Annotated in this window: 24 protein-coding genes; 16 read left to right on the top strand and 8 right to left on the bottom strand. The window is 71.0% G+C overall.

Annotation, left to right across the window (positions count from 1 at the left end; translation table 11 throughout):
- The first annotated feature begins 85 nt into the window (after positions 1-85).
- The gene (locus AB0C59_RS25995; protein ID WP_363008590.1) at positions 86-619 is read left to right on the top strand and encodes a gamma carbonic anhydrase family protein; all 534 of its coding nucleotides are present in this window, start codon (positions 86-88) and stop codon (positions 617-619) included.
- A 49-nt stretch (positions 620-668) separates the two neighbouring features.
- Here AB0C59_RS25995 and AB0C59_RS25990 read toward each other — a convergent pair whose 3' ends face one another.
- Entirely contained in the window at positions 669-1,319 is a 651-nt protein-coding gene (locus AB0C59_RS25990) for a DedA family protein (protein ID WP_363008588.1), read from the bottom strand.
- 277 nt (positions 1,320-1,596) lie between these two features.
- Positions 1,597-2,049, bottom strand: coding sequence for a DUF4442 domain-containing protein (locus AB0C59_RS25985; RefSeq protein ID WP_363008586.1), 453 nt, complete (start codon positions 2,047-2,049; stop codon positions 1,597-1,599).
- Between the two features lie 72 nt (positions 2,050-2,121).
- Between AB0C59_RS25985 and AB0C59_RS25980 the strand changes: the two genes are divergently transcribed.
- A complete protein-coding gene (locus AB0C59_RS25980) occupies positions 2,122-3,135 on the top strand; it encodes a hypothetical protein (RefSeq protein WP_363008584.1) in 1,014 nt (337 codons plus the stop codon).
- A 73-nt stretch (positions 3,136-3,208) separates the two neighbouring features.
- Here the strand turns inward: AB0C59_RS25980 and AB0C59_RS25975 are convergent, their stop codons facing one another.
- Together AB0C59_RS25975 and tuf are read right to left on the bottom strand one after the other, a co-directional pair.
- A complete protein-coding gene (locus AB0C59_RS25975; RefSeq protein WP_363008582.1) occupies positions 3,209-4,054 on the bottom strand; it encodes a fused MFS/spermidine synthase in 846 nt (281 codons plus the stop codon).
- 73 nt (positions 4,055-4,127) lie between these two features.
- On the bottom strand, positions 4,128-5,309 hold the full coding sequence (tuf, locus tag AB0C59_RS25970) for an elongation factor Tu (protein WP_363008580.1): 1,182 nt from the start codon (positions 5,307-5,309) through the stop codon (positions 4,128-4,130).
- A 421-nt stretch (positions 5,310-5,730) separates the two neighbouring features.
- Here tuf and AB0C59_RS25965 point away from each other — a divergent pair, with 421 nt between their 5' ends.
- Positions 5,731-6,420, top strand: a complete 690-nt coding sequence (locus AB0C59_RS25965; protein WP_363008704.1) for a VTT domain-containing protein — start codon at positions 5,731-5,733, stop codon at positions 6,418-6,420.
- A gap of 47 nt (positions 6,421-6,467) precedes the next feature.
- Here the strand turns inward: AB0C59_RS25965 and AB0C59_RS25960 are convergent, their stop codons facing one another.
- Positions 6,468-7,640, bottom strand: coding sequence for a thiolase family protein (locus AB0C59_RS25960; protein ID WP_363008579.1), 1,173 nt, complete (start codon positions 7,638-7,640; stop codon positions 6,468-6,470).
- A 133-nt stretch (positions 7,641-7,773) separates the two neighbouring features.
- On the opposite strand from AB0C59_RS25960, the gene AB0C59_RS25955 reads away from it, so the two are divergent.
- From AB0C59_RS25955 to AB0C59_RS25920, 8 genes are all read left to right on the top strand, one after another.
- Positions 7,774-8,250: a helix-turn-helix domain-containing protein gene (locus tag AB0C59_RS25955; protein WP_363008577.1), complete on the top strand. Its 477-nt coding sequence runs from the start codon at positions 7,774-7,776 to the stop codon at positions 8,248-8,250.
- A gap of 500 nt (positions 8,251-8,750) precedes the next feature.
- Positions 8,751-9,626, top strand: a complete 876-nt coding sequence (locus AB0C59_RS25950; RefSeq protein ID WP_363008575.1) for an undecaprenyl-diphosphate phosphatase — start codon at positions 8,751-8,753, stop codon at positions 9,624-9,626.
- Positions 9,627-9,785: 159 nt separating this feature from the next.
- Positions 9,786-10,037, top strand: coding sequence for a hypothetical protein (locus AB0C59_RS25945; RefSeq protein WP_363008574.1), 252 nt, complete (start codon positions 9,786-9,788; stop codon positions 10,035-10,037).
- Positions 10,038-10,123: 86 nt separating this feature from the next.
- Positions 10,124-10,618, top strand: a complete 495-nt coding sequence (locus tag AB0C59_RS25940; RefSeq protein WP_363008573.1) for an NUDIX domain-containing protein — start codon at positions 10,124-10,126, stop codon at positions 10,616-10,618.
- Between the two features lie 263 nt (positions 10,619-10,881).
- Positions 10,882-11,154, top strand: a complete 273-nt coding sequence (locus AB0C59_RS25935) for a hypothetical protein (protein WP_363008571.1) — start codon at positions 10,882-10,884, stop codon at positions 11,152-11,154.
- A 103-nt stretch (positions 11,155-11,257) separates the two neighbouring features.
- Positions 11,258-12,163, top strand: coding sequence for a poly-gamma-glutamate hydrolase family protein (locus tag AB0C59_RS25930; RefSeq protein ID WP_363008569.1), 906 nt, complete (start codon positions 11,258-11,260; stop codon positions 12,161-12,163).
- A gap of 519 nt (positions 12,164-12,682) precedes the next feature.
- Positions 12,683-17,197, top strand: coding sequence for a ricin-type beta-trefoil lectin domain protein (locus AB0C59_RS25925; protein ID WP_363008567.1), 4,515 nt, complete (start codon positions 12,683-12,685; stop codon positions 17,195-17,197).
- 160 nt (positions 17,198-17,357) lie between these two features.
- Entirely contained in the window at positions 17,358-17,810 is a 453-nt protein-coding gene (locus AB0C59_RS25920; protein WP_363008565.1) for a hypothetical protein, read from the top strand.
- Positions 17,811-18,025: 215 nt separating this feature from the next.
- On the opposite strand, the gene AB0C59_RS25915 is transcribed toward AB0C59_RS25920, so the two are convergent.
- Complete coding sequence (locus AB0C59_RS25915; protein ID WP_363008563.1) at positions 18,026-18,259, bottom strand: hypothetical protein; 234 nt, start codon at positions 18,257-18,259, stop codon at positions 18,026-18,028.
- Positions 18,260-18,402: 143 nt separating this feature from the next.
- Between AB0C59_RS25915 and AB0C59_RS25910 the strand changes: the two genes are divergently transcribed.
- From AB0C59_RS25910 to lnt, 4 genes are all read left to right on the top strand, one after another.
- The gene (locus AB0C59_RS25910; RefSeq protein ID WP_363008561.1) at positions 18,403-18,582 is read left to right on the top strand and encodes a hypothetical protein; all 180 of its coding nucleotides are present in this window, start codon (positions 18,403-18,405) and stop codon (positions 18,580-18,582) included.
- A 383-nt stretch (positions 18,583-18,965) separates the two neighbouring features.
- A complete protein-coding gene (locus tag AB0C59_RS25905; RefSeq protein WP_363008559.1) occupies positions 18,966-19,673 on the top strand; it encodes a hypothetical protein in 708 nt (235 codons plus the stop codon).
- Between the two features lie 211 nt (positions 19,674-19,884).
- Positions 19,885-20,382, top strand: coding sequence for a nuclear transport factor 2 family protein (locus tag AB0C59_RS25900; protein ID WP_363008557.1), 498 nt, complete (start codon positions 19,885-19,887; stop codon positions 20,380-20,382).
- Between the two features lie 50 nt (positions 20,383-20,432).
- A complete protein-coding gene (lnt, locus tag AB0C59_RS25895; protein ID WP_363008555.1) occupies positions 20,433-22,007 on the top strand; it encodes an apolipoprotein N-acyltransferase in 1,575 nt (524 codons plus the stop codon).
- On the opposite strand, the gene AB0C59_RS25890 is transcribed toward lnt, so the two are convergent.
- Positions 21,925-22,836, bottom strand: a complete 912-nt coding sequence (locus AB0C59_RS25890) for a Gfo/Idh/MocA family oxidoreductase (RefSeq protein WP_363008553.1) — start codon at positions 22,834-22,836, stop codon at positions 21,925-21,927. The two genes, lnt and AB0C59_RS25890, sit on opposite strands and share 83 nt — an antisense overlap.
- Before the next feature lie 166 nt (positions 22,837-23,002).
- Here AB0C59_RS25890 and AB0C59_RS25885 point away from each other — a divergent pair, with 166 nt between their 5' ends.
- A complete protein-coding gene (locus AB0C59_RS25885; protein WP_363008551.1) occupies positions 23,003-23,515 on the top strand; it encodes a DinB family protein in 513 nt (170 codons plus the stop codon).
- Between the two features lie 752 nt (positions 23,516-24,267).
- Here AB0C59_RS25885 and AB0C59_RS25880 read toward each other — a convergent pair.
- A complete protein-coding gene (locus AB0C59_RS25880; RefSeq protein ID WP_363008703.1) occupies positions 24,268-24,789 on the bottom strand; it encodes a hypothetical protein in 522 nt (173 codons plus the stop codon).
- Positions 24,790-25,005: the final 216 nt, after the last annotated feature.

The raw sequence follows: 25,005 nt of genomic DNA, 5'->3' as shown, positions 1-25,005 counted from the left end.
ATCTTCGCCCCACCCATGGCGTACCGTGCCGGGGAATCCGCCACGAGTGGACCCGTCGCGGCACGACACAGAAGGCAGGACGGCGATGACGCACCAGCCCCTGATCAAGGGCATCGGCGGCAAGGACCCCCAGATCGACGACGAGGCGTTCGCGGCGCCCACGTCCGTGCTGATCGGGGAGGTGACGCTGCACGCGGGCGCCAGCGTCTGGTACGGCGCGGTGCTGCGCGCCGACTTCGGGCCGATCGTGCTCGGCGCCGACAGCAATGTGCAGGACAACAGCACGCTGCACTCGGACCCGGGATTCCCCGTCTCCATCGGCGAGCGGGTCTCCATCGGGCACAACGCCGTGGTGCACGGGGCGACCGTCGAGGACGACTGCCTGATCGGCATGGGAGCCACGGTGCTCAACGGCGCGGTGATCGGCGCGGGTTCCCTGGTGGCCGCACAGGCTCTGGTGCCGCAGGGCATGCGGGTGCCCCCGGGCTCGCTCGTGGCGGGCGTCCCCGCGAAGGTCAAGCGGGAGCTGACGCCCGAGGAGCGGGAGGTCGTGACGCTGAACGGGACGGCGTACGTTGATCTGGCGCGGGAGCACCGCGAGGTGCACGAGAAGCCCTGAGGCTCGAACGGCGGGTGGGGCCCGGAGCCCCGCGCGACCTCTCCGGGGGTCAGTCGGCGGCCGGGACCCGCTCCGGTTCGGCCGCCTCGTTCCCGGTGGTCGCCCGCTTCGCCTTGCGCTTGACGATCAGCATGGAGACGAGGCCGATGAGCACCGCGGCCCCGAGGCCGACGAAGGAGAACTTCTTGAGATACGACTCGGCGACCAGGCCGACGTAGTAGACGGCGGCGGTCGTGCCACCGGCCCAGACCACACCGCCCAGGAAGTTGGCGATCAGGAACTTCCAGTACGGCATGTGCAGCACGCCGGCGAGCGGGCCGGCGAAGATCCGCAGCAGGGCGATGAAGCGGCCGAAGAAGACCGCCCACATGCCCCACTTCTGGAAGGATCGCTCGGCGGTGGCGACATGGCCTTCGCCGAAGTGCCTCGGGAACTTCCTCCCCAGCCAGGCCAGCAGTGGTCGTCCGCCCTTGCGGCCGATGGCGTAGCCGATGGAGTCGCCGACCACGGCGCCGAGGCTCGCGCAGGCGCCCAGGATCAGCGGGTTGACGTCGCTGTGCTGCGAGGACAGCAGCGCGGCCGACACGAGGACGATCTCGCCCGGCAGGGGGATGCCCAGGCTCTCCAGTCCGATGACCAGAGCCACCACGGCGTACACCGCGGCGGGGGGTACCGTGTCGAGCCACTCCTGGACGTGCACCGCCGGTTCCTCCACGATTCGGGTCCGCGTCTGGTCCTGCGGGGCCACGCCGTTCCGGCCGCCCCCCGGAAAGCGTACCCGCTCAGGCGCCGATGCGGCGGGGGGCGCCTTTGACTCATCCTTGACGAGGGCTTGACTCCGGCGAAAGACGACGCCGCGTCGCCGGGCGCCGCGGCACCCCCGGTCCGGGACGGCGAAGGGCCCCGGTCGCCGTGGACACACGTCCCGACCGGGGCCTCGCACACCGCGTCGACCGACGCTGCCGAACCGGCTCGGCTCAGCTGTTGGGGCGCAGCGTCCATACGACGGTCATCTCGCCGGTGACCGCGCCGTCCTCGCGCTGGAGGGAGATGGCGACGGGGAACTCGGGCCGCTGACCGGCGTCCAGCTCGGCCACGACCTCGGCGGCGGGGCGGCCGAGCGTGGCGGTCGCCGTCACCGGGCCCATCGCGAGCTTCTTGTAGGCGATCTCGGCGCGCACCGCGAGCGGCACGGCCCGCGACAGCTGGTCCCCGAACGCCGCGATCACGATCGCGCCGCTGGCCGACTCGCCCAGCGTGAACATCGCTCCGGCGTGCGGGCCGCCCACGTGGTTGTGGTACTCGCTCTGGTCCGGCAGGGCCAGCACGGCCTTCTCCGGCGTGGTCTCCAGGAACTCCAGGTTCAGGGTCCTGGCCATCGGCACCGTGGCGGCGAGCATCTCGCCGATCGACATCTGGTCTGCGCTCATGGCACCGATGTTACCCATGAGTAGCACCTCTGGCCAGAACCACTGGTTCCGGCCACCGTATTGTTACCGCCCATGTGGCCAGGACAGCAGCCGCCCGGGGGCGAGCAGAACCCGCAGAACCAGAACCCGCAGAACCCGAACCCCTACCAGCAGCCGGGGTACCAGCAGCCGAATCCCTATCAGCAGCCCGCGTACCAGCAGCCGAACCCGTATCAGCAGCAGGCGCCGTGGGGCGCGCCCACTCCCATGGGAGCACCGCAGCCGCCGAACGGTCAGGGAGGCGGAAACCGGACGAAGTTCATAGCCATCGGCGCGGCGACCGCCGTGGTCGTGGCGGCCGGCGTCACGGGTGCCCTGGTGCTCGGCGGCGGCAAGGACGACAACGCCGGCGGCGACAAGCCCTCGGCGCCCGCCAGTTCCGCACGGTCGGCGCCGGCTTCCGCCGCCACCGGCGACGACTCGCGCTCGGCACAGGGCGACAAGCCGACCGTCCCCGGATGGAAGGTCGTCGTCAACCCCAAGTGGGGCACCGCCTTCGACGTGCCGCCGGAGTGGGCGGTGCAGTCGCCGGACACCATCATGGGCTTCGACGACACCAAGAAGAAGTCCGGGAACTCCGCCATCGTCATGTCGGCGCCCGCGGTGCTCAAGGAGAAGTGGTGCACGTCCGACGAGGACAAGGACGGGCGGCTCGACAACACCGCGCTGGCCGTCACGGGCACCAAGGGCGCCGGCGGCGCCAAGGACACCGATCAGACCGCCCTGGTCACGGTGCCATGGTGGGTGTACGGCGGCTACACGCAGCCCGACACGAAGAGCATCACCGTCGACAAGAAGGCCAAGCCGTACACGACGGCGGCCGGTGTCAAGGGCAGTGTCGCCTGGGCCCGTTCCAGGAACACGCCGCAGAAGGGCAAGTGCGACAGTGACGGCAAGGCCATCACGTTCGGCTTCCGCAACTCCACCGGCGACTTCGTCTCCTGGAGCTTCTACGGCGCCACAGGGGTGAAGGACGAGGTCCCGGACGCGACGATCCTGAAGATCCTCAGCACGGTGCGCCTGCACGGCACCCCCACGAAGCAGTGAGCGGACGCCGGGTGCCGTGACGGCGGCACCCGGCCCGGATACCGGGCCTCCGGGCACCCGGCGTCGGACACCGTCAGCCGATGGTGAAGGCCCCGTCGGGCGGCCGCGGCGACGGGACCGCGTTCTCGTCGCGCACGGGTTCGGCCCCGCCGAGGAGTCGCGCCAGCGGGGCGCCGTGCTCGACGCGGGCCGGGAAGGCGTCCGAGGCGGTGCGGCGGGCGACGAGGCCGACGTCCAGCGGCCGGTGGGCGGCGACCAGCACGGCGTTGCCGAAACGCCGGCCACGCAGCACGCCCGGCTCCGCGATCACCGCCAGCTCCTCGAACACCACGGCGAACGTGGCGAGTTGGGAGCGCAGGAACGCGAAGGGCGCGGCGTCGGCGAGGTTCGCGAGATAGACGCCGTCGGCGCGCAGCACCCGGTCCACGGCGTGTGCGTAGGGCACCGTCGTCAGATGGGCGGGGATGCGGGAGCCGCCGAAGACGTCCGCTATCACGACGTCGGCCGAGTCCGGCTCGGCCGACTCCAGCCAGGCGCGCGCGTCCGCCGTGTGCAGCGCGATCCCGGCGTCGGCGGGCACGGGCAGATGTTCCGTCACCAGATCCAGCAGCCCCCGGTCGGCCTCGATCACCCGCTGCCGTGAGCCCGGCCGGGTCGCGGCCACGTAGCGCGGCAGGGTGAGCGCGCCGCCGCCGAGGTGGACGACGTCCTGCGGCTGCCCCTGGGCGGCCACCGCGTCCAGCACATGACCGAGCCGGCGCGTGTACTCGAACTCCAGGTGCGCCGGCGCGTCCAGATCGACGTACGACTGCGGTGCCCCGTCGACCGTGAGCAGCCAGGCCCGCTCGCGGTCGACGTCCGGCAGCAGTCGGGCGGTGCCGTGGTCGACGGCGCGGATGACGGGTACGGGCTCGCTCACCTTGCCATTGTGCCGGGCCGGGAGGAGGCGGAGGCAATCGCGCTCCCCCGCCCCACCCCGTCCCGTGGCCGCCTCAGCCCACGGACGTCACGGTGCCCGCGCCGACCGTCCGGCCGCCCTCGCGGATCGCGAAGCCCAGGCCGGGCTCCAGCGGGACCTCGCGGCCCAGCTCCACCGTCACGGTGACCGTGTCACCGGGCCGCGCCACGGCGGTCCCACCGAGGTCGATGTCGCCGACCACGTCCGCGGTGCGGATGTAGAACTGCGGCCGGTAGCCCGTCGACACCGGCGTCGTACGGCCGCCCTCCCGGGCCGACAGCACGTACACCCGCGCCGAGAAGCGGCGGCTCGGCACGACGCTGCCGGGCGCCGCGACGACGTGCCCGCGGCGCACCGCGTCGCGGGGCACCCCGCGCAGCAGCAGCGCCACGCTGTCTCCGGCCTGGGCCTCCTCCATGGGCCTGCCGAAGGTCTCCAGGCCGGTCACCACGGATTCGACACCGGCGCCGAGCACCTCGACGCGGTCCCCGACCCGGATCGTGCCGCGCTCGACCGCGCCCGTGACGACCGTGCCGCGGCCGGTGATGGTGAGCACGTTCTCCACCGGCAGCAGGAACGGCGCGTCCAGGTAGCGCTCGGGCAGCGGCACATAGGTGTCCACCGCGTCCAGCAGCGCCTCGACGGCCGCGGTCCACCGGGGGTCTCCCTCCAGGGCGCGCAGTCCGGAGACCCGCACCACCGGCACGGAGTCCCCCGGGTAGCCCTGCTCGGTCAGCAGGTCGCGGACCTCCAGCTCGACGAGGTCGGTGAGCTCCTCGTCGCCCGCGTCGGCCTTGTTCAGGGCGACGACGATGTGGTCCACGCCCACCTGCCGGGCGAGCAGCACGTGTTCGGCGGTCTGCGGCATGATCCCGTCGAGCGCGGATACGACGAGGATCGCCCCGTCGAGCTGCGCGGCTCCCGTGACCATGTTCCTGACGTAGTCGGCGTGGCCCGGCATGTCCACGTGCGCGTAGTGCCGGGTGTCGGTCTCGTACTCGACGTGCGCGATGTTGATGGTGATGCCGCGCTCCGCCTCCTCCGGGGCCCGGTCGATCCGGTCGAAGGGGACGTAGCGGGTGCCGCCGCCGCTGCCGCCCCGCTCGGCGAGGACCTTGGTGATGGCGGCGGTCAGGGTGGTCTTGCCGTGGTCGACATGGCCCATCGTGCCGATGTTCAGATGGGGCTTGGTGCGGACGTATGCCGTCTTGGACATGGCTGTACCTCGAAGCCTTCGGTGGTACCGCGTGACGGTCCCGGCGGGATCGGATCCGGCCGGGACGGGGACCCCGGGTTCCGACCGACCCTCCCCCTGCGGGGTCCGCCGGAATGTCCGGGGAGGGTCAGCTTCGGGCGCCGTCGGCGGCGGCCATGAGGAACAGGACGGCAGCCTTCGGGGCATCCGCGGTGGCGGATGCGGCGTGAAGGAAGGCGTACCGGAACATGTCGTGAATCCTCACCGATGCGGCGGGCCGCGTCGAATGGTTTTCCCCCAGGGCGGGTTCGGCTCCGTGAGCGGGACCATACGGCGATCACACACCCGTGTCGGTTAGGGTCGCCGGATGCTCGATGCCGCCACGCGGTTCACCGCCGCGCCGCCCACCGAAGCCCCTGCCCAGGCCGCACCGACCGCCCCGATGGCCGCCGCGGACGTCGTGCGGCCCCGTCTCGCCGAGGCGCTGCTCAGGCCCTGGGCGCGGCTCGCGCTGCTGGTGCTGCTGCTCGCCGCGGCCGCCTCCTGCGTCCTGCTGTTCCAGCCGCAGAGACTGCTGACGCACGGCTGGCCCCCGCAGCTCGGGGGCACCGCGGCGGCTGTCGTCTTCGCGGTGGTGTACGGACTGTGCACGGTGGCGTTCGTGCCGCGGCCGCTGCTCAACCTGGGCGCGGGGGCGCTGTTCGGTTCGGTGCTGGGCACGGGTACGGCACTCGCGGGCACCGTGCTCGGGGCCGGGATCGCCTTCGGGCTCGGCCGGGCGCTGGGCCAGGACGCGCTGCGCCCGCTGCTGCGGGGGCGCTGGCTGGAGGCGGCGGACGGACAGCTCAGCCGGCACGGGTTCCGCTCGATGATGGCGGCCCGGCTGTTCCCCGGAGTGCCCTTCTGGGCCGCCAACTACTGCGCGGCCGTCTCACGGATGCGCTGGAGGGCCTTCCTGTCGGCGACGGCCCTCGGGTCGATCCCGAACACCGCCGCCTACGCGGTCGCCGGGGCCCGCGCCTCCCAGCCCACCTCACCGGCGTTCCTGATCTCCCTGGCGTGCATCACGATCCCGGGGCTGGCCGGCGCCGTGGTGGCCTGGCGCAGGCGCCACCAGCTGCGCGGCGCCTGACCGAAGGGCACCGAAACGCACTGAAGGCCGGCGCGGGTCGGCGCAGGTCAGCGAAGAGCCTCGACGATCATGGCGTTCGCGAGCCCGCCCGCCTCGCACATCGTCTGCAGACCGAACCGCGCTCCCCGCGAACGCAGCGCGTGCACCAGGGTGGTGGTCAGCCGGGTGCCGCTCGCACCCAGGGGGTGGCCGATGGCGATGGCACCGCCGTGGACGTTGACCTTGGCCGGATCGGCACCCGTCCCCCGCTGCCAGGCGAGCACCACACTGGAGAAGGCCTCGTTCACCTCGAAGAGGTCGATGTCGTCGATGGTCAGCCCCGCCTTGCGCAGCACCTTCTCGGTGGCGGGGATGACACCGGTTAGCATGAGGACCGGGTCGGAACCGGTCACGGCGAAACCGTGCAGCCGGGCGAGGGGGCGCAGTCCGAGGCGGGCCGCGGTCTCGCGCTCCATGATCAGTACAGCGGAGGCACCGTCGTTGACGGGGCTGGCGTTGCCCGCGGTGACGTTCCACCCGATCTGCGGGAAGCGCTCGGCGAAGCCGGGGTCGTAGTATGCGGGCTTGAGTCCGGCGAGGACCTCGGGGGTGCTGGAGGGCCGCACGCTCTCGTCGCGCGCGAGACCCTCCAGGGGAGCCGTCTCGGCGTCGAAGAGGCCCGCGTCCCAGGCGGCCGCCGCCTTGTGGTGCGAGGAGAGCGCGAAGGCGTCCATGTCCTCACGGCTGATCGACCACCTGGAGGCGATCAGTTCGGCGCTGATGCCCTGCGGGACCAGGCCGTCCGGGTAGCGCGCGGCGACGCCGGGCCCGAAGGGGTCCTTGCCCGCTGGCACGTTGGACCACATCGGCACCCGGCTCATGGACTCCACACCGCAGGCCACGACGACGTCGTACGCGCCCGAGAGCACGCCCTGCGCGGCGAAGTGCACCGCCTGCTGGGAGGAGCCGCACTGGCGGTCGACCGTGGTGGCGGGAACGGTCTCCGGGAAGCCAGCGGACAGGACGGCGTAGCGGGTGGTGTTCATGGCCTGCTCGCCGACCTGGTCGACGGTGCCGCCGATGACGTCGTCGATGAGCGCCGGATCGACGCCGGACCGCTCCACGAGGGTGCGCAGCGTGTGCGCGAGGAGTTCCACGGGGTGGACCTGGGCCAGGGCGCCGTTGAGCTTGCCCTTGCCGACCGGGGTGCGGACGGCTTCGACGATGACGGCATCGCGCATGGTGCGGGCTCCTTGTTCCGGTGCGCCGGGCGGCGGCTTTCGGGCGCCGTCACGACGGTTACCAGTGAGTAGGAAATCTGGATCCACGATAACGCCGAAGGTTGGAAAATCAAACCCTCATTAGACTGGTCCCATGGCCGCTTCCCGAGACCCCCGCCCCTGCTCGATCGCCGACACCCTGGCGCTCGTGGGCGAGAAGTACTCCCTGCTCGTCCTGCGGGAGGTCTGCCTCGGCAACGGCCGCTTCGACCAGCTCGCGCGCAACATCGGCGCCCCGCGCGACATCCTGGCCGCGCGGCTGAAGCGGCTGGTGGAGGCGGGAATCCTGGAGAAGAGGCTGTACAACGAGCGCCCACGGCGCCACGAGTACCTGCCCACGGCCTCGGGCTGGGAGCTGCAGCCGGTCCTGATGACCCTCATGGCGTGGGGCGACCGCCACCTGCACGACCACGACGACCGCCCCATGGTGATCGAGCACGCCTGCGGTCACACCCTGGTCCCGGTGGTGACCTGCTCCGCGTGCGGGGAGAAGGCCGACCGTGGGAACGTCACGGCCCACCCGCAGGCGCCGGGCTGGACGGTCTCGGGCCCGGCCCCCACCTCGACCTAGACCCCGGCAGGTGGCGAGCCCGGACGGCGAGGACGGGCCAAAACTGCCACGCCGCGCGTACCGCCCCGCCGCTACACTCGGCGCCATGATCACGCCTTCGCCTCAGCACCGGATGATGCCCCGCACTCGGGGCTGCTGAGCACGGACGCGTACCGAATCCGAGGCCCCGGGACGGGGCCTCGACCGCCGTGCGACCGGCCTCGCTCCCGGGAGGAGGTCCGATGAACGCACGACGCCAGTCCCCGGCGCGGATCGGCGGTCGGCTGACTCCGCTGGACGGACGGCTGCCCGCGTCGAGGCCGCTCTTCCCCCGCCTCCAGGACACCCGGCAGGATTGACGGGCACCCCAAGCGCTGGTAAAGCCCCGGTGATGGAATCCCCATCCCGGGGCGCTACGCTGCCGCTGGAGCCCACCGAACCGAAGGCCCCCCGCACACGGCCGACGCCAGGCGGGGCTCCCCTCCCCCGTCCGCGATCGGCGCTTGGACCCACACCACTCCATGTCTTGGCTTGAATCCCTCATCCTCGGACTCGTCCAGGGGCTGACCGAGTTCCTCCCCGTGTCCTCCAGTGCCCATCTGCGGCTGACCGCCGCGTTCGCGGGCTGGCAGGACCCGGGCGCGGCCTTCACCGCGATCACCCAGATCGGCACGGAGTCCGCGGTGCTGATCTACTTCCGCAAGGACATCGCGAACATCCTGTCGGCGTGGTTCCGCTCCCTGTGGGACAAGAGCATGCGGCACGACCACGACGCGCGGACGGGCTGGCTGGTGATCGTCGGCTCGATACCCATCGGCGTGCTCGGGGTGACCCTGAAGGACCAGATCGAGGGCCCCTTCCGCGATCTGCGGGTCACAGCGACGACCCTGATCGTGATGGGCCTGTTCCTCGGCGTCGCGGACCGCCTGACGGCGCGCGACGAGACGGGCGGCAGACATCGGCTGCCGAAGCAGCGCAAGACGCTCCGCGACCTGAACACCAAGGACGGCCTGGTCTACGGCCTCTGCCAGGCGCTGGCCCTGGTCCCCGGCGTCTCGCGCTCCGGCGCGACGATCAGCGGTGGCCTCTTCCTCGGCTACCGCCGCGAGGCGGCCGCCCGCTACTCGTTCCTGCTCGCCGTCCCCGCGGTGCTCGCCTCGGGGGCGTTCGAACTCAAGGACGCGGCGGAGACGGGCCATGTGAGCTGGGGCCCGACACTGTTCGCCACGGTGATCGCCTTCGCGTCGGGCTACGCGGTCATCGCGTGGTTCATGAAGTTCATCAGCTCCAAGTCGTTCATGCCGTTCGTCTGGTACCGCATCGCCCTCGGGGTGGCCATCATCGCCCTGGTCGCCGCGGGCACCCTGAGCCCGCACGCGGCGGAGTCGGGGGGCTGACACGCTCCCGCGCGGGACGGCCGGCCGGCGTACGGCGCATGCCCGCCCCGCCGGCACCCGGGAGGGGCATGGCCGGCGGCTCGCCCAGCCGACTCGCCGGTACACGCCTACGCTGAAGCAGTGGGCTTGTCGATGTCGTGGGGCTGGGAATCGGCCGGTATGGCGGGTGCCGATTTCGCGACCGTCGACGAAGCCGTCACGGCCATGGCCCAGAGCATGGAGCGAGCCGCGTCCCGGCACAGCGCCGCACGGCAGCGGGAGGTGCTGAGGTTGTGCGTCACCCCCATGATCGAGCGCATACGGACCGAGGGGGTGCGGGCACTCGCGGAGGGTCGCAGCTGGTCGGACGAGTGCGAGGGCCTGTACGTGATCATGAACCTCAGAAGACACGGAGGCCGCCCCGACCTCTAGAACAAACACACGGCCGGTCCCTCCTCGATGCACCGGATGATCTGTTCCAAGGGGTCGTGCTGTTCGCTGGCCACTAGCATGCGCGGATGTCCTTGGTGAACCTGCGCCGCTCGGTCCGTGCGGTCGTCCTCGACGAGGACGACCGCGTCCTGCTGTGTCGCTTCGCCATCCCGGAACCGGTCGGCACGGTTGTGTGGGCGGCCCCTGGTGGAGGCGTCGAGCGCGGTGAGACTCCGCTCGCCGCGCTCCGCCGGGAGCTGCAGGAAGAAGTAGGGCTGGCGGTCGAGGCGGACCCACCGCATGTCTGGCACCAGCAGGTCGTCGCACCCGGACACGCGGTCGGCCACGACGGCGTGATCAACGACTACTTCCTTGTCCGCGCTGCGTCGTTCCAACCCCGCGGCACTCTGTCCGACGATGAGCTCGCCGCTGAGAACATCGACGGCTTCCGCTGGTGGTCACTGCGAGACATCGCCGACTACCGCGGTCCCCAACTGTTCTCCCCTCGCGACCTCGCCACACCGTTGGCAGCGCTGATCAAGGGCGGGGTCCCGGCTGAACCGGTGCCACTCGGCCTGTGACCCCGCATCCGACCTCGCCCAACACCCGGACGCAGCCCCTGCCACCCGCCGCAAAGCGTAGATCGCTCGCGCGCATGGCAGGCGTCGGGGCAGTTCGCCCTCCCCCACGCGGGTGCTTGCCTGTACCGATGGAAGGTGCGGCCTCGCCGCCGTCGAAGAGCCTCGATCACCAGCCGGGCGTCGCCTTGCCGCGCATGCGCAAGCCCACGCCCGTGGGCGCGGCCTATGATCGAGCGCCCGGTGAGCAGCGAGGAGAGACCCGCATGAGCGAGCAGTACGAGCGCTACGAGCTGAGAGCGCGACAGCTCCGCATCCTGGCAGAGCTGCATCGCAAGCGTGCCGACGACCTGGAGAGGGCCGCCGAGATGACGCTGGCGACTCGCTCCATGCGCCGCCTCGCCGACCTGCTCACGGAGGCGGAGACACGTCAGCTGGCCGAGCATCCGGATCTGGCCGAGCTGAACATCCAGTTGGAGAGCTTCTACGGGGAGGACCGCCCCGACCCCTCGCGGCCGGGCGACGAACCCCCCGCCTGAGGACGACTCCGCTCGGACGAACGCCCCACGCGCACAGCCGGAATGTCATGTTCAGGCTGACCCGCCGATGGGACGCTTCGGGCTGTAGTGCACCATCTCCCCCATGAAGAACACCAGCAGACGAACCGTCCTCACCTCCGTCGCCGCCGTCGCCGCGAGCCTTCCCACCCTCAACGCGGTGGTGGGCAGCGGCGCCACGCCCGCCGCGGCAGCCGACACGTACAAGTCCAACACCGATCTGTACACCCGCACCGCGGCCAAGGAGGGCACCGACTGGATGCGGCGGTTCCGCATCGGCGCACCGCTGCAGATCACGGACAACGCCCGCAGCACGAGCAGCCCGGTCACCAGCACGGCGGTGCTCGCCCCGCACGGCGGCGGGATAGAAGCGGGTACGAGCGAGCTGTGCATGGCGGTGGCCGGTTACACGCCCTTCGACGCCAACACCGACGCGGCGAGCGCCGCGCTGCCGGGAGAGCCGCAGCGGGACTTCTGGATGTTCGAGGCCCTGGCCAACTCGTCCGCGCAGCACGTCACGGCGACCCACTGCGACGATCCGGCCGCCCTCGCCGCCTGCGCGAACAACCTGTATGCGATCTCCCTGCACGGGTTCGACGACACGACCGTGAAGAAGATCATCATCGGCGGTCGGGACGAGAGGCTCAAGCGCAACCTGCTGGCGGCGTTCACGAAGTACGGCCTGACCTCCTCCACGACCAACCCCGACTGGAGCGTGGCCGTGGCCCTCGCCGGCTCCGACGACCCCATCAACGGTGACGACCCGACCAACATCATCAACCGGACCCGCACCGGCGCCGGCGCCCAGCTGGAGCTCTCCACGGCGCTGCGCCAGGCGATGTTCGGCGACTTCTCCAGCGCGCCGAAGCGCAGGACGACGGCCGGCGTGACGAGCTCGGACAACCCGTCCGCCGACCACTTCTGGAACGGGTTCGTGAACGCCGTCCGCGAGGCGATCAAGAACCACGAACTCGGGCTCGACGCGCTCTAGCCCTCGCCCTCGCTCTTGTCCTTGAGGAGCCCGAGGGGGCACCACCCCGGTCGGCCCGCGACGCGGCCTCGGGCTCCTGAATCAGCCATCTCCTACAGGCCGATGACCCTCCATTTGCCTTCCGCATACACAGGAAGCACACTCTTTGATCACGTAAAGTCCCTGTAAGGCACATGAGTTGCCGACGCCGACCGTCGCGTGACCGCTGTGACCGAATATGGGCAGTCCCATCCATCACAGGAGCGAACATCTGTACGCGCTCCCTTGTGGGTGCGTAGGGTGTGGCCCGCATGACCGGATCTTGACCAGTCCGTGTCGATGCACGTCGAACTGCGGCCGGGGGAAACTGCCGCTCACGGGGGAAGGGTTACATCATCGTGCCGTCACACCTGCCGTCCAGGCATTCCTAGGCGCCGACCCGTACGGTCGCCCCTCCCGCCTGCCTTCGGGCGGGGACCGGACCTCTCTCCTTCGTCGTGGCCGTTCTCCCGGCCCACACCCTTGTCAACGAAGAAAGGGATGCGTCTCGTGCGCTCCAGATCATGGTTCCGGCTGCCCGGAACCCGAAGATCACGCAAACTCGCCCCGGTCCTGACCGCGGTCACGAGCCTGGCCGTGCTGGCGGGTCTGGCGGTCCAGCCGGCCGCCTCCCCGCTTCCCGCCGCCCCCGTGGCCGACAGCTACGACGGATACGACGCCAAGGGCGCCGAGCAACTGCGCCTGGACCAGTGCCTGATGGCCGACGGCCTGCGCAGAGGCGGCCCGAACCTGTACAGCCTGGCCGGCTCCTCCCTGCCGCTGCCGCCGGACCAACTGCACCAGAAAGCGGACCGCACCTACGGCACCGGCCCGTTCGCTCAGGCCTGGGCGAAGGACGACGACGACTCCGACGCCTGGGTGAAGAAGACCGAGGACACCGAACTGTCGTGGCAGAACGCCATCAGCGGGCTGAGTTTCCTCCCCGGTGCTCCCAAATCAGAGAAGATCTACGACAAGACAGGGATGCTCCCCTGGCTCTACCAGTCGTACTGGAAAGCCGTCGACTTGATGTCGCCGTTCTACGACCCGTCACCGCAGGCGGACGACAAGACCAAGAAGGCCGCCCTCGCCGTCGGGAACCCGCTCTACACCAGCGGCGGGACGCGCGAGGAGCAGGACGCCTGGAAGCTCTGGCAGAAGAACTCCGGGGACATCGTCCCGAACCAGATCTTCGTTCCGCGGGTGTTCAGCGACGACGCCCGGGTCTTCCTGGCCTCCGGAGGCTTCCCCAAGACGGCGCCGGCACCGGACTCCCCGGAGTTCCGCATCGCCGTCGAGGACCTGAAGTCCCGCTTCGCGTCGTGCGCGTGGCACGACCCGATCGACCCTGACCGGGTGCTCGGCAAGGAGGTGGCACAGGCGTCCGGCGAGTGGCAGCAGGAGATCGCCTCGCAGGCCGCGCAGCGGCAGCAGATCGTCTCCGCCGGCAGCACCGCCACCAATGCGCTGCGAGACGGCACGTTCGCCCTGGGCAAGATCCTGGGCCAGTCGTGGATCGCGGACTACTCGACCCGTTGGCTGGACTACTACACCGAGGGCGGCCTCGGCTGGATCGGCAAGGGCGACCTGGAGATCCAAGTGCCGGGGGCTGCCGGCAAGTGCCTCGACGTGGCGGGGGGCGGCAAGACCAACGGCACCCCTGTCCAGGTCTACACCTGCAACGGCGGCGCCGCCCAGAGGTGGCAGATGCTGGACTCCTACGACGGCGGCGCCACCTTCGTCAACCCGAACTCCTTCAAGTGCCTCGAGGTGCTGAACGGCAGCAGTACCGACGGCACGAAGATCCAGATCCAGGACTGCGGCACCGCCAAGGCTGCGTCCTGGAGCTTCGACGTGCGCAGCGCCGGGCCGCTGCGCAACGCGAAGACCGGCAAGTGCCTGCACCTGCCGACGTTCGACAACAGCAAGGACGCCGTCCTGTCGACCTGCAACGGCTCCGCCGCGCAGAAGTTCAGGATCGTCCCCAAGACCCACACCGGCAGTGCGCCGGCCAAGGCCGACGTCGACAAGGCGAAGGCGAACATCACCGCCGCGCAGGCCGAGGCGAAGAAGCAGCTCGCGGTCGTCCAGACCCAGTTGGCCGCTGCGCAGAAGGCGGCGACGTCGTCGGACACCGCGCTTCAGGCGGCGTACGGTATCGCGGATGCGGGTGGGGCTCCGCGGGGTCGTGGTCTGCTGGTGGGTCTGCAGAAGAACCAGGTGACCAAGGGTGCGGTGGCCGCGCTCCAGGCGCTGGAGAAGGCGGGTGAGACGGCCGAGGCCGCGACCCGGGCTTCTGCCGGGGACAGTGCGACGATCGCGCAGCGTGCGCTGGCGCAGGCGGCGCAGTCCCGGGCGGAGTTTCGTAAGCAGGCCGCGTTGGCCGCCGAGGCGCAGGCCAAGGCCGCCGCGGACGCGGCGAAGATCCATCGTGACAATGCCCAGCAGGACAAGGAGACCGCGGAGGCCAAGCTGGTCGTCGCGGTGAAGGCCGAGGGGGACGCGAAGGCGGCTGCCGCCGACGCACACGCCAAGCGGCTCGCGGCGGAGGCCGAGGCGTCGACGGCGAAGGCGGAGAAGGACACCGCCGCGGTCAAGCAGGCCGAAGCCTCCCAGCACCGCCAGAACGCCGAGGCCCAGGCCGCCACCGCCAAGACCGCCAAGGACCAGGCAGAGGCCGCCGAGAAGACCGCCGAGTCCAAGCGGGACGACGCCGTCGCGGCCAAGGACCACGCCCAGGACATGCGCGACGACGCCTGGGACGCCGAGCAGAAGGCCGACGCGGCACGCGCCAAGGCGGACGCGAAGGACGCCTACGCCGACTCCCTGGACGCCGGGACCGCGGCCGACGCCGCACGCAGCGCTGCCAACGACGCGGACAAGGCCGCCGACACCGCCGAAGCCGCCGCGACCCAGGCTCGTTCGGAGGCCGATGCCGCCACCCAGGCCGCAGCCGCAGCCGACGCCGCGGCAACGCGCGCCGAGGCGGCCGCCAAACGGGCCCACTCGGACGCGGACGCGGCTCAGGCGGACAAGCTCAAGGCCGACGCAGCGGTGAAGACCGCGACCAGCGCGGCCGCCGACGCCATCACCGCCTCCCAGGCCGCCGCCGCCGAAGCCCGCACCGCGGTCCAACTCGCCGACGAGGCCGAACAGCACGCCAAGGACGCCCGCACCCAGGCCGACGCCGCGAACACCGAGGCGGGCAAGGCACTGGCGGCAGCCGCGAAAGCCGCAGGCTACGCACACGTCACCGCCCAGGCCGCCGTGGACGCCGGCAAGGCAGCCGAACAGGTCGCCGACCCCGCCAACGACGCCATCCAACTCGGCTCCCCCTACGTCGACACCGACTCCACCGCCGGCCTGGTCGTCCTGACCGGACAGGCCTCCAAAACGATCGCCGACCAGCAACAAGCCGTCGCCGACGCCCACGCCAAGAACGCCCAGGCCGAAGCCGACGCCGCCAAGAACATCGCCACCCAAGCCCAAGGCGACGCCAAGGACGCCTACCAACACGCGGCCAACGCCGCCCAGTACGCCGCCGACGCCCGCCTCTACTCCCAACAAGCCCTCGGCTACGCCGCCGACGCCGCCAAAGCCGCCGCAGCAGCCCAAGCCGCACAAGCCCGCACCGTCGACTACGACAACCAGGCCACCACCGACGCCCAAGCAGCCGACACCGCAGCCGGCAACGCCGAAGGCTACGCCAAGGACGCCCGCGCCTCGGCCGACGCCGCCGCACTGGACGCCGAAGCCGCCCGCTCCGCGGCAGCCCAGGCCGAACAGGACGCCAAGGACGCCCGCACCGCAGCCGACAACGCAGCAACCGCCGCCACCGAAGCCGAGCAGGCCGCCAAGGACGCCGACAAGTACGCCAAGGAAGCCCAGGACGCGGCTGACCGGGCTAGCAGGGAGGAGGCCAACCGGAGCGCCTCCCAGGGGGCCGGTACGGGCATTCCCGGCGTGTTCTCCGTTCCCGACGAGTCCACCGTCCAGATCGTCAGCTCCCACCAGATCGGCACATGCCCACCCATGCCTCAAGCGGCCTTCAACGGCTGCGACGCCCAGTACGACCTGGTCGTCACCTACGAGGCCGACTTCTACCTGTGCACCGACGACGGAGCTCAAGCCACGGCGGACGGATGCCCGAAAACGGCGTGGCAGTTCCTTCAGCGGTCGACACTGAAAAACGTCAAGGTTGACGGCTGGACGCACCACTTCACCGGCAAGCAGATCGTCGAAGCCGGCTGGCAGAGCCTCTTCGGTGACACGGCCGGGTCCATCCTGTTCCACTTCTTCGCCGCAGACCTGATGGACTGCTGGCACGGCAGCAAGACCGCCTGCGCCTGGAGCCTCGCCACATATCTCCCCGTCGGGGAGCCTCTGGCCGCCCTCGCCGACGCAGTCAAAGCAGTGGACGCCGCCGCGAGAACCGGCATCGGAGTGGAAGACGCATGGAAGGGTCTCCGTGCCGCTGGTGCTACCGATGCCGCCATCGAAGGAATCGGCGCCAGACTCCTTAAGCAGCTGTACGAGACGTGCGTAAAGCGCGGCAAACCGGCATTTGCGCGCTCCGCAGGCGCAGATGACGCGTGCACGAAGATGATCCCGTACGCCGGCTCGGAATTGGCCGCTGTTGCCTACAAGTTCCGGATAGCCAGCGGACTGCGGTACAGGTTCGGACGGAACATTGCGGTTGCACGAGTTCCGGGCTGGGCTAAGGCCACAGGCGCCAAGGATGATTTTGTCGTCTTTGCGAACATCCCTCAGGGACTCCACTCCGAGGAATTGATCGTAAAGAAGCTGGAAGAAAACGGGTTCAACAAGAGCCAGATCTCGGAACTCTACAGCGAACGCAGTCCTTGCCAGGCCAAGTGCTCTCCCCTCGTGGAAGGCATTCCGGTCACCTACTCGACTCCGGACGGACCTGGCGCGGGCGAAATGATCAAATACATGCTCGACATGTTCGAACGTGGAAAGTTTGCACGCTCCACTCAGTCAAATCTGTCTGAGTGACACTGAGGGGGGCGCCGGAGAGCAGATTCCTTCGGCGCCCCTCCGGGGTGCATGGGAACGCGTCACTGCCGGTGAGAGAAGCGGGTCTCCGACCAAGCGATGGCACTGCGAATTCCCGCATCCGTATCATCAGGGATGACCTCACACCAGGAGATGCCTAGTGACACGCAACGACCCCGAGAGTCGAGCCAACGCCAAGACGCACGCTCACTCGCACACGTCGGAGGAAAACAGCACGGCTGGGCACGACCTCGCAGGTCGGGTCTGCCAAGAACTCCACCGTGCCGGCCTTCCCGCGCATGTCGAGCGTCCGGGGGCGCCGAAGCTGCCTGGCGTCTGGGTGGAAGTGGACAGCGAGGGCAACCACGCCGGAGGCCTCTACGTTCGCTGGAGCGCCCCAGAACTGGCAGAGGCCGGTATGCGAGCAGTGTCAGAACGGCAGGACCCTGCGGCGCCGGAGTGGAAGCGCTATGCCGAGGTTGTTCTGCTCATGCAGACAGCATTGATCGGGATCCTGCGCCTGGCCGGCTTCTCCGCCGTGCGGGCTGACGAGGTCGACGACATCGCCCAGGGTGACGTGTATGTCTATGCCGCGGGCACGAAAGACGCTTGACCAAACTGGAAACGGAGCAGCAACCGCTCCGATCCAGCCTCGTCCACCAGCAGGACGGACAGAGCCGAACTCCACCAAGGCGTGGTACGGCCGCATATTCCTTGCCACTCCAGGTAGCGCACGGCTTCTTCGTGCGCGACCCGCAGCGGCCGTCGTACCGCCGGAAATAAACACAGCCCCTCTCAGCACACGCAGCAACGCGGGACGACGACGTCTCACGAGGCGGTGTCGGGCCTCTTGTCCTGGGGCTGGTCGCCAACGGTGTCGGTGGGAACCATCTCGATGGCGACGCCGACCCTCTGCATCTTGCCGCCCCAACTGATCTCGACCTCGACGACTTCCGAACCGGTGGCCCCGGCGCCGCGCGCGTCGCGGACGAAGGCCTCGAGGTCGTCGAGGTTCATCACCTGCTTCCGCGGTGCCGCGTGCTCGACCTTCTTCAGTGCCATCTGGCGCTCCTTCCGGGGAGAGGTGAGGATCGTACGGCGGCGTGGCCCCAACTCGCCCGCACACAAACGACCGTGACCGAACGCATACCCTGCGCGTAGCCATCCGGTAGCGCGCTGTCAGCCCTTGCCCCTAGGCTGTCGGCATGTTCCCCGACGCAACGCGCCCTGGTTCCGCGCTGTCCGCAGACGACTTAAACGAGCGGATTCGCGCGCTGTGGCTCCGCGCGGGCGGCTCCTTGTCAGCCGAGGAGCGCGAGGAATACGAGCTATTGGTCGTGGAGTGGGCCGCGGCGATACGCGCCCAGGTGATCGAGGCGGCCTGAACGGCGGCACGTCCCGACCGGGCTCACCCCTTCCGCCCACGCCCCCGGGCACCGCAGCCGTCACACACGCCGACCCGGGGTAGCCGACGCCGCACCGCGTCGCCGCCACGACCCTCTCGGCCCGCCCTCGGCCCGGCCCGCCTCGCCCGCCCTCGCGCGGCGCGCGCACACCGCGCCCGTCCGCCGCGATCCGCGGTGAGTCCTTTCCGGACAGACGTGATCGACCTTCGCACCTCGACACGCCGTCGACATTCACGTTTGCACCCGTCCGGCCCTCTGTCATCACTCAGAGGACATGTGCGAAATGACAGTAAAACAGGCGGTCAGTACGTTCGTCGGAGATCGGCTGCACGGCCGGCGTCTCAGCGACAGAAGGAACTGACATGGCCAGACGCACCATCGCCGTGACGGCCGCCGCAGTGAGCGCGGCGGTCCTTGTCACCACCGGCATCACCTACGCCTCCACCCTCGAAGCCACGCACGCCGCCCCGGCCGTCAAGGAGAAGGTCGCGGAGGCGGTCAAGGCCGCCCCCAAGGCAGCCGTCCCCGCCGGCAAGGCCATCCCGCTGTCCGCGAGCCCGCTCGAAGCCGCGCCCCTCGGAAACGGCAGCTCCCAAGGAGGAGGGGACCAGAACCAGGGCGACCACGGCGGGGGCGGCGGCAACAGCGACCGCGGTGGCAACGGCGACCGGGGTGGCAACGGCGGCCACGGCGGCGGGGGCGGCTACGGCGGCGGCCGTGGCGGAGGCGGTGGCTACGGCGGCGGCCACGGAGGCAGGATCTACTTCAACGAGCGCGAGTACTCGGCCTGGTCGGACGGCTGCAACGTCGCCGCGAGCGGACTGGGCTCCAGCAGCTTCAGCATCGACAACGACAGCGACCGGATCGTGGAGGTCTTCCGCGGGTTCACCTGCGACAACGGGGCTCCCGTCGCGACCGTCGGCCCGCACGGCAGCACCTTCGGTGTGGTGACCGGCTCCAACGACAACGGGTACGGGGGCTACTCCGACGGCGGGTTCCGTCTGGGGGGCGTGTTCTTCGACGACGCCGTCGCAGGCAGCTTCCGGGTGGTCCGCCGCGACGAGTGGTGACCGCTCGCCCGCGGCACACGGATCCCCACCGCACACGGATCCCGGAAGCGCACGCGGACGCCGGCCCGCCGGAATCGGGCCGGCGTCCGCGTCTCCCGGAAGAGGCCGTCGCCCCGTACCCGCACCCCAGGGCGGCGCGGAGCAGCCGTCCGTGACCAGAACCCCGCGCACACCCCTTGGCGCCGCACGCGCCGTCCCCAACACTGAGCCGATGACTCAGCGTGCAGAACTCGCCACCCTGATGGACCGGCTGGCCGTCGACGGGCTTGTCACCGAATACGCGGTCACCGTGGACGACGGGGACTGGGACGCCTACCGGGCGCTGTTCACGGCGGACGGGTGCGCCGACTACCGCTCGGCCGGTGGCATCCAGGGGGACGCGGGACAGGTCTCCGACTGGCTGGCGCGGACGATGCGGCTGTTCCCGATGCGCCAGCATCTCATCGTCAACCGCCGGGCCCGTTTCGATGTCCTGGAACACGACGTCGGGGACAGCGCCCGTGTCCAGGCCGACTACGTCAACCCCATGCGGTTCACGGCCGGGCAGGGGCAGGACGGCGAGGCGTCGGAGCCGGACCTCGTGTGCGGCGGCCGGTACGCGTTCGCCTTTCTGCGCACCGACGACGGCTGGCGGCTGCGCGAGGTGGTGGTCCACGAGAAGTGGCGCCGCGCGCCCCTCCCCCGCACTTTTCCACAGCCCCTGTCGTAGATCGTCCGGAGCGCGCAGACTGGAGGTGTGTATCGGGGAGGGAGCGGCGCATGAGGGTGCCCGGAAACTGGCTCGCCGACCGCGGGCGACGTGCGGTCGTCGCCGTCCTCACGGGTGCCCTGCCGGTGTTCGCCTTCCCAGCGCCGTCCTGGTGGTGGTTCGCCTGGGTCTGTCTGGTCCCGTGGGTCCTGCTCATCCGGTCGGCCCCCTCGGGGCGGCAGGCGGCCTACGACGGCTGGCTCGGCGGCTTCGGCTACATGGTGGCCGTGCACCACTGGTTGATCCCGAGCCTGAACGTGTTCACGTTCGTCATAGCGGCCCTGCTCGGGGCCCTGTGGGCGCCCTGGGGCCGGCTCGTGCGGCACTTCCTGGCGGGGGCGCCGACCGGCCCCCGCGTGGGCGCGGCCCTTCTCGTGCTGCCGTCGGGCTGGCTGATGGTGGAGCTCGTCCGCTCCTGGCAGGGGCTCGGCGGCCCCTGGGGGCTGCTCGGGTCGAGCCAGTGGCAGGTGCAGCCCGCACTGCGGCTCGCGTCGGTCGGCGGGGTGTGGCTGCTGAGCTTCCTGCTGGTCGGCGTCAATGTCGCCGTCGCCGTGGTGGTGTCGGTGCGCTCGGCGCGCCTGCCCGCCCTGGCCGGTCTCCTGGCAGCGGTCGCCGCGACCTCCGCCGCATGGGTGTGGGCACCGCGCCCGGACACCGACGGGCGGGTCCGGATCGCCGTCGTCCAGCCCGGCGTGGTGGACGGCGCGGACAGCGCCGCACGACGCTTCGCCCTGGAGGAGCGGCTCACCCGCGAGCTCGCGGGACAGCACCCGGACCTGGTCGTCTGGGGCGAGAGCAGCGTCGGGTTCGATCTCGCCCACCGTCCCGACCTGGCACAGCGCGTCGCGGCACTGTCCCGGGCGGTGGGCGCCGACGTCCTGGTGAACGTCGACGCGCGCCGCTCCGACCGTCCGGGCATCTACAAGAGTTCCGTGCTCGTCGGCCCGGACGGCTTGACCGGTGACCGCTACGACAAGATGCGGCTCGTGCCGTTCGGTGAGTACATACCGGCGCGGTCCGTGCTCGGCTGGGCCACCTCGGTCGGCAGGGCGGCCGGCGAGGACCGCAGGCGCGGCACCGAGCAGGTGGTCATGAACGCCGGACACGGGCTGCGCGTCGGGCCGTTGATATGTTTCGAGACGGCCTTCCCCGACATGAGCCGCCATCTCGCCGAGGACGGCGCGGACATACTGGTCGCCCAGTCATCGACCTCGTCGTTCCAGCGCAGTTGGGCGCCCGAGCAGCATGCGTCGCTGGCGGCGCTGCGCGCGGCGGAGACCGGCCGCCCCGCGGTGCACGCCACACTCACCGGTGTCTCCGCCGTGTACGGTCCGAGCGGTGAGCGCGTCGGCTCCTGGCTCGGTACGCGGGAGCGCGCGTCGACGGTCTACGAGGTTCCCCTCGCGCACGGTGTCACCCCGTACGTCCGCTTCGGCGACTGGCCCGTGTACGGGGCGTTGCTGATCCTGGCCGGGATGTGCGCCGCGGAGGGGTTCGCGGCGTTCAGAGCGCGACGGGTCGCTCCTGTACCGCGGTCACCACGCGCTCGCACAGCTCATGAGTCTCCAGTGCGTCACGGGCACTGAGCACCTTTCCGGCGCGGACGGCGTCGAGGAAGGCGAGCACGGCCTGCTCGATTCCGCGCTGCCGTGCCACCGGGACCCAGTCGCCGCGCCGCCGCAGGGTCGGCTGGCCCTTGTGGTCGACGATCTCGGCCAGGTTGAGCACCTGCCGTTTGGTGTCCTGCCCGGAGACCTCGAGGATCTCCTCGGCGGATCCGCTCAGCCGGTTCATCACGCCCAGCGCGGTGAAGCCGTCGCCGGCCAGTTGCAGCACGACATGATGCAGCAGTCCGCCCTCGACCCTGGCCCGTACGGTCACGTCGTCCACCGGGCCGGGCACCAGGAACCGCAGGGTGTCCGCGACATGGATGAAGTCGTCGAGGATCATGGTGCGGGGTTCCTCGGGCAGTCCGACGCGGTTCTTCTGCATCAGGATCAGCTCGCGGGGGTGCTCGGCGCACTGCACGTAGGCGGGGGCGTGGCGCCGGTTGAAGCCGACCGCCAGCGACACGCCCTGCTCCTCCGCGAGCCGCACCAGCCGCTCCGAGTCGGCCAGTTCGTAGGCCAGGGGCTTGTCCACGTACGTCGGCACCCCGGCCTCCAGCAGGCGGGTGACGATCTCCGGATGGGCGGGGGTGGGCGCGTGGACGAAGGCCGCGTCCAGGCCCTGGCCGATGAGTGCGTCCAGGTCGGTGTGCCGCTGCTCCTGGGGCAGGCGCAGGCTGTCGGCCACGCGGTGGAGCGTGGCGGGGGTGCGCGTCTGGAGGTGCGGTTCCAGTCCCGGCAGCGCCCCCAGCACCGGCAGATACGCCTTCTGCGCGATGTCACCGAGTCCGATGCAGCCGACCTTCACGGGGCGTCTCCTGGGAATTGCCTACGGGTGCCTCGTCCGCAGCATACGGCCGTGCGGGGGGCCACCGGTCGGCGAGGCCGTCGAAGGCGTGCGGCGGCGTCGTCGCGGGGGCCGCGGAGCGCAAAACCTGTGGTCAAGGTGAGGGGGAGTCGGCCAGGATGCCCGCATGGCCATCGAACGAAACGAACCCGCCCAGAACGCCGACGAGCGCGCCATGCTGGAAGGCTGGCTCGACTACCACCGCCTGACACTCGCCCACAAGTGCGAAGGTCTCACGGACGCCCAGCTCAGGACCGCCTCGGTGGAACCCTCCGTCCTTTCCCTGATGGGGCTCGTGCGGCATATGGCGGAGGTGGAGCGGGGATGGTTCCGCAGGGTCCTCGCGGGTGAGGCCCCGGAGCCGATCTACTACTCCGACGAGGACCCGGACGGGGATTTCCACCTCAGCGAGAGCGACACCTGGGAGGAGGCGTACGCCACCTGGCAGCGCGAGATCGAGACGGCCCGTCGCCTCGCGGCCGACGTGGGCCTGGACGACCTGTCGAAGGGCACGGGCAGGCGCACCAAGGAACCCTTCAGCCTGCGCTGGATCTACACCCATATGATCGAGGAATACGCCCGTCACAACGGTCACGCCGACCTGATCCGCGAGCGGATCGACGGGGCGACCGGCGACTGACGTCACCCTCGGCAGGCGCGCGTCCCTCCCTACGGGGCCGTAGATCACCCATGCGGGGCATACTCCGCCTGTCCACTCCCCAAACCGCGTCCGACCCAGCAGAGTTGCGCGGGTGCATCGAACGACGACGACCGCAATGCTCCTGGTCACCGTGGCCGTCTCGGCCCTCACCGGCTGTGTGACCGTGGCGGGCCCCCTCGACCCCGGCCCGCCATCACCCGCTCCCTCGAAGCCTTCGGTGCCACGGCCCGACGGACGCGCGACGCCGCGTGCCGTGCAGGCCCCGGCGCGGGAGGCGCTGGGCATGGTCCCGCCGTCCGGGGAGTCCTCACCCGCCACCGGCGCCGCGGAGGGCGACCGATCCCCACGACCTGATCGACCGGACGAGGAAGCGCCCGACGCGGAAGCTCGGGCGGACGCACACCCGCCGCGAGCCCTGCCCGCAGAGCCGGCCCGACCCGGGTCGGGCACCGGGGTTCCGCCGACCGGGTCAGGGACGGCCCCCAGGTCCTCGGACGTGTGCGCGCTCGGCCGCCGCTACGGCCGGTGGAGGCCCGACAGCCCCGAGGCCCTCGTCTGCGGCCGGGTCTACCGGCGCTGATCCGACGGGAACCCGCCCGGCCCGGACGGGCCCCACCCGAGTGCGCACCGCCCGGCTCTGCCCCGCCCCCCCGGCCCTCACCGGCCGGAACCCGCCGGTCCCGTATCGGCGCGGGAGGGGGCGAGGGCCGGCCCTCAGGGGACACGCGCTGTCACGGGTACTGCCGCTGGGGCCCCAGACCGTCGCCGCCGAGGCCGTCCATCGGCCTGGGCTCGGGACCGCCGCCCCCCGCCGGCCATTCGTCGTCCAGCCGCCGCTCCAGATGCGCGATCGCGGCCCTGACACCGTCGCCGTAGCGGTCGTCGCCGAGGACGCCGACCGCGCCGCGCGCCTGGCGCAGATGGACGTGGGCGGCGTCGGAGCGGCCGAGCTTCACGTAGTCGGCGGCGAGATTGAGGTGCAGCGCGGGGTAGAACGCGCGTGCGGCGAGCGCGCCGTCGTGGCCGGCGGGTCGCCCGTCGGCGCACTCGTCGGCCGCCGAGAGCGCCCGCAGATCCCAGGCGAGCTCGTCGGCCGGGTCGTCCTGCGTGTCCGCCATGTAGTGGGCGAGAGTGCAGCGGTGCAGGGGGTCCCCGTCCTCGCCGAGTTCCGTCCACAGGCGCAGGAAGCGGTCCCGGGCCTCCTCACGGTCGCCGCCGTGGTGCAGCATGACGCTCTGGCCGATCCGGGTCATGACGGCGTCCGGCACCGCCTGCTCCTGTCGCTCCACCTTCGCTGCCTCCGTGCTCGTCGCCCTCCCCCACTACCGGCTTCGCACGAGCGGGGGACGCCCTCCACGACGCTAACCGCCGCCACCCGCTCCCGCGATCAGACGGGCTCCGTATGCGCGCCCGGGGGGCGTTGGGCCAGGACGGTGACGAGGCGGGGCGGCGGGGCCGGGCGGGCGGCC

This window comes from Streptomyces sp. NPDC048664 (assembly GCF_040650555.1).
Lineage (GTDB): Bacteria > Actinomycetota > Actinomycetes > Streptomycetales > Streptomycetaceae > Streptomyces.
This window is presented reverse-complemented; position numbering and strand designations above follow the sequence as displayed.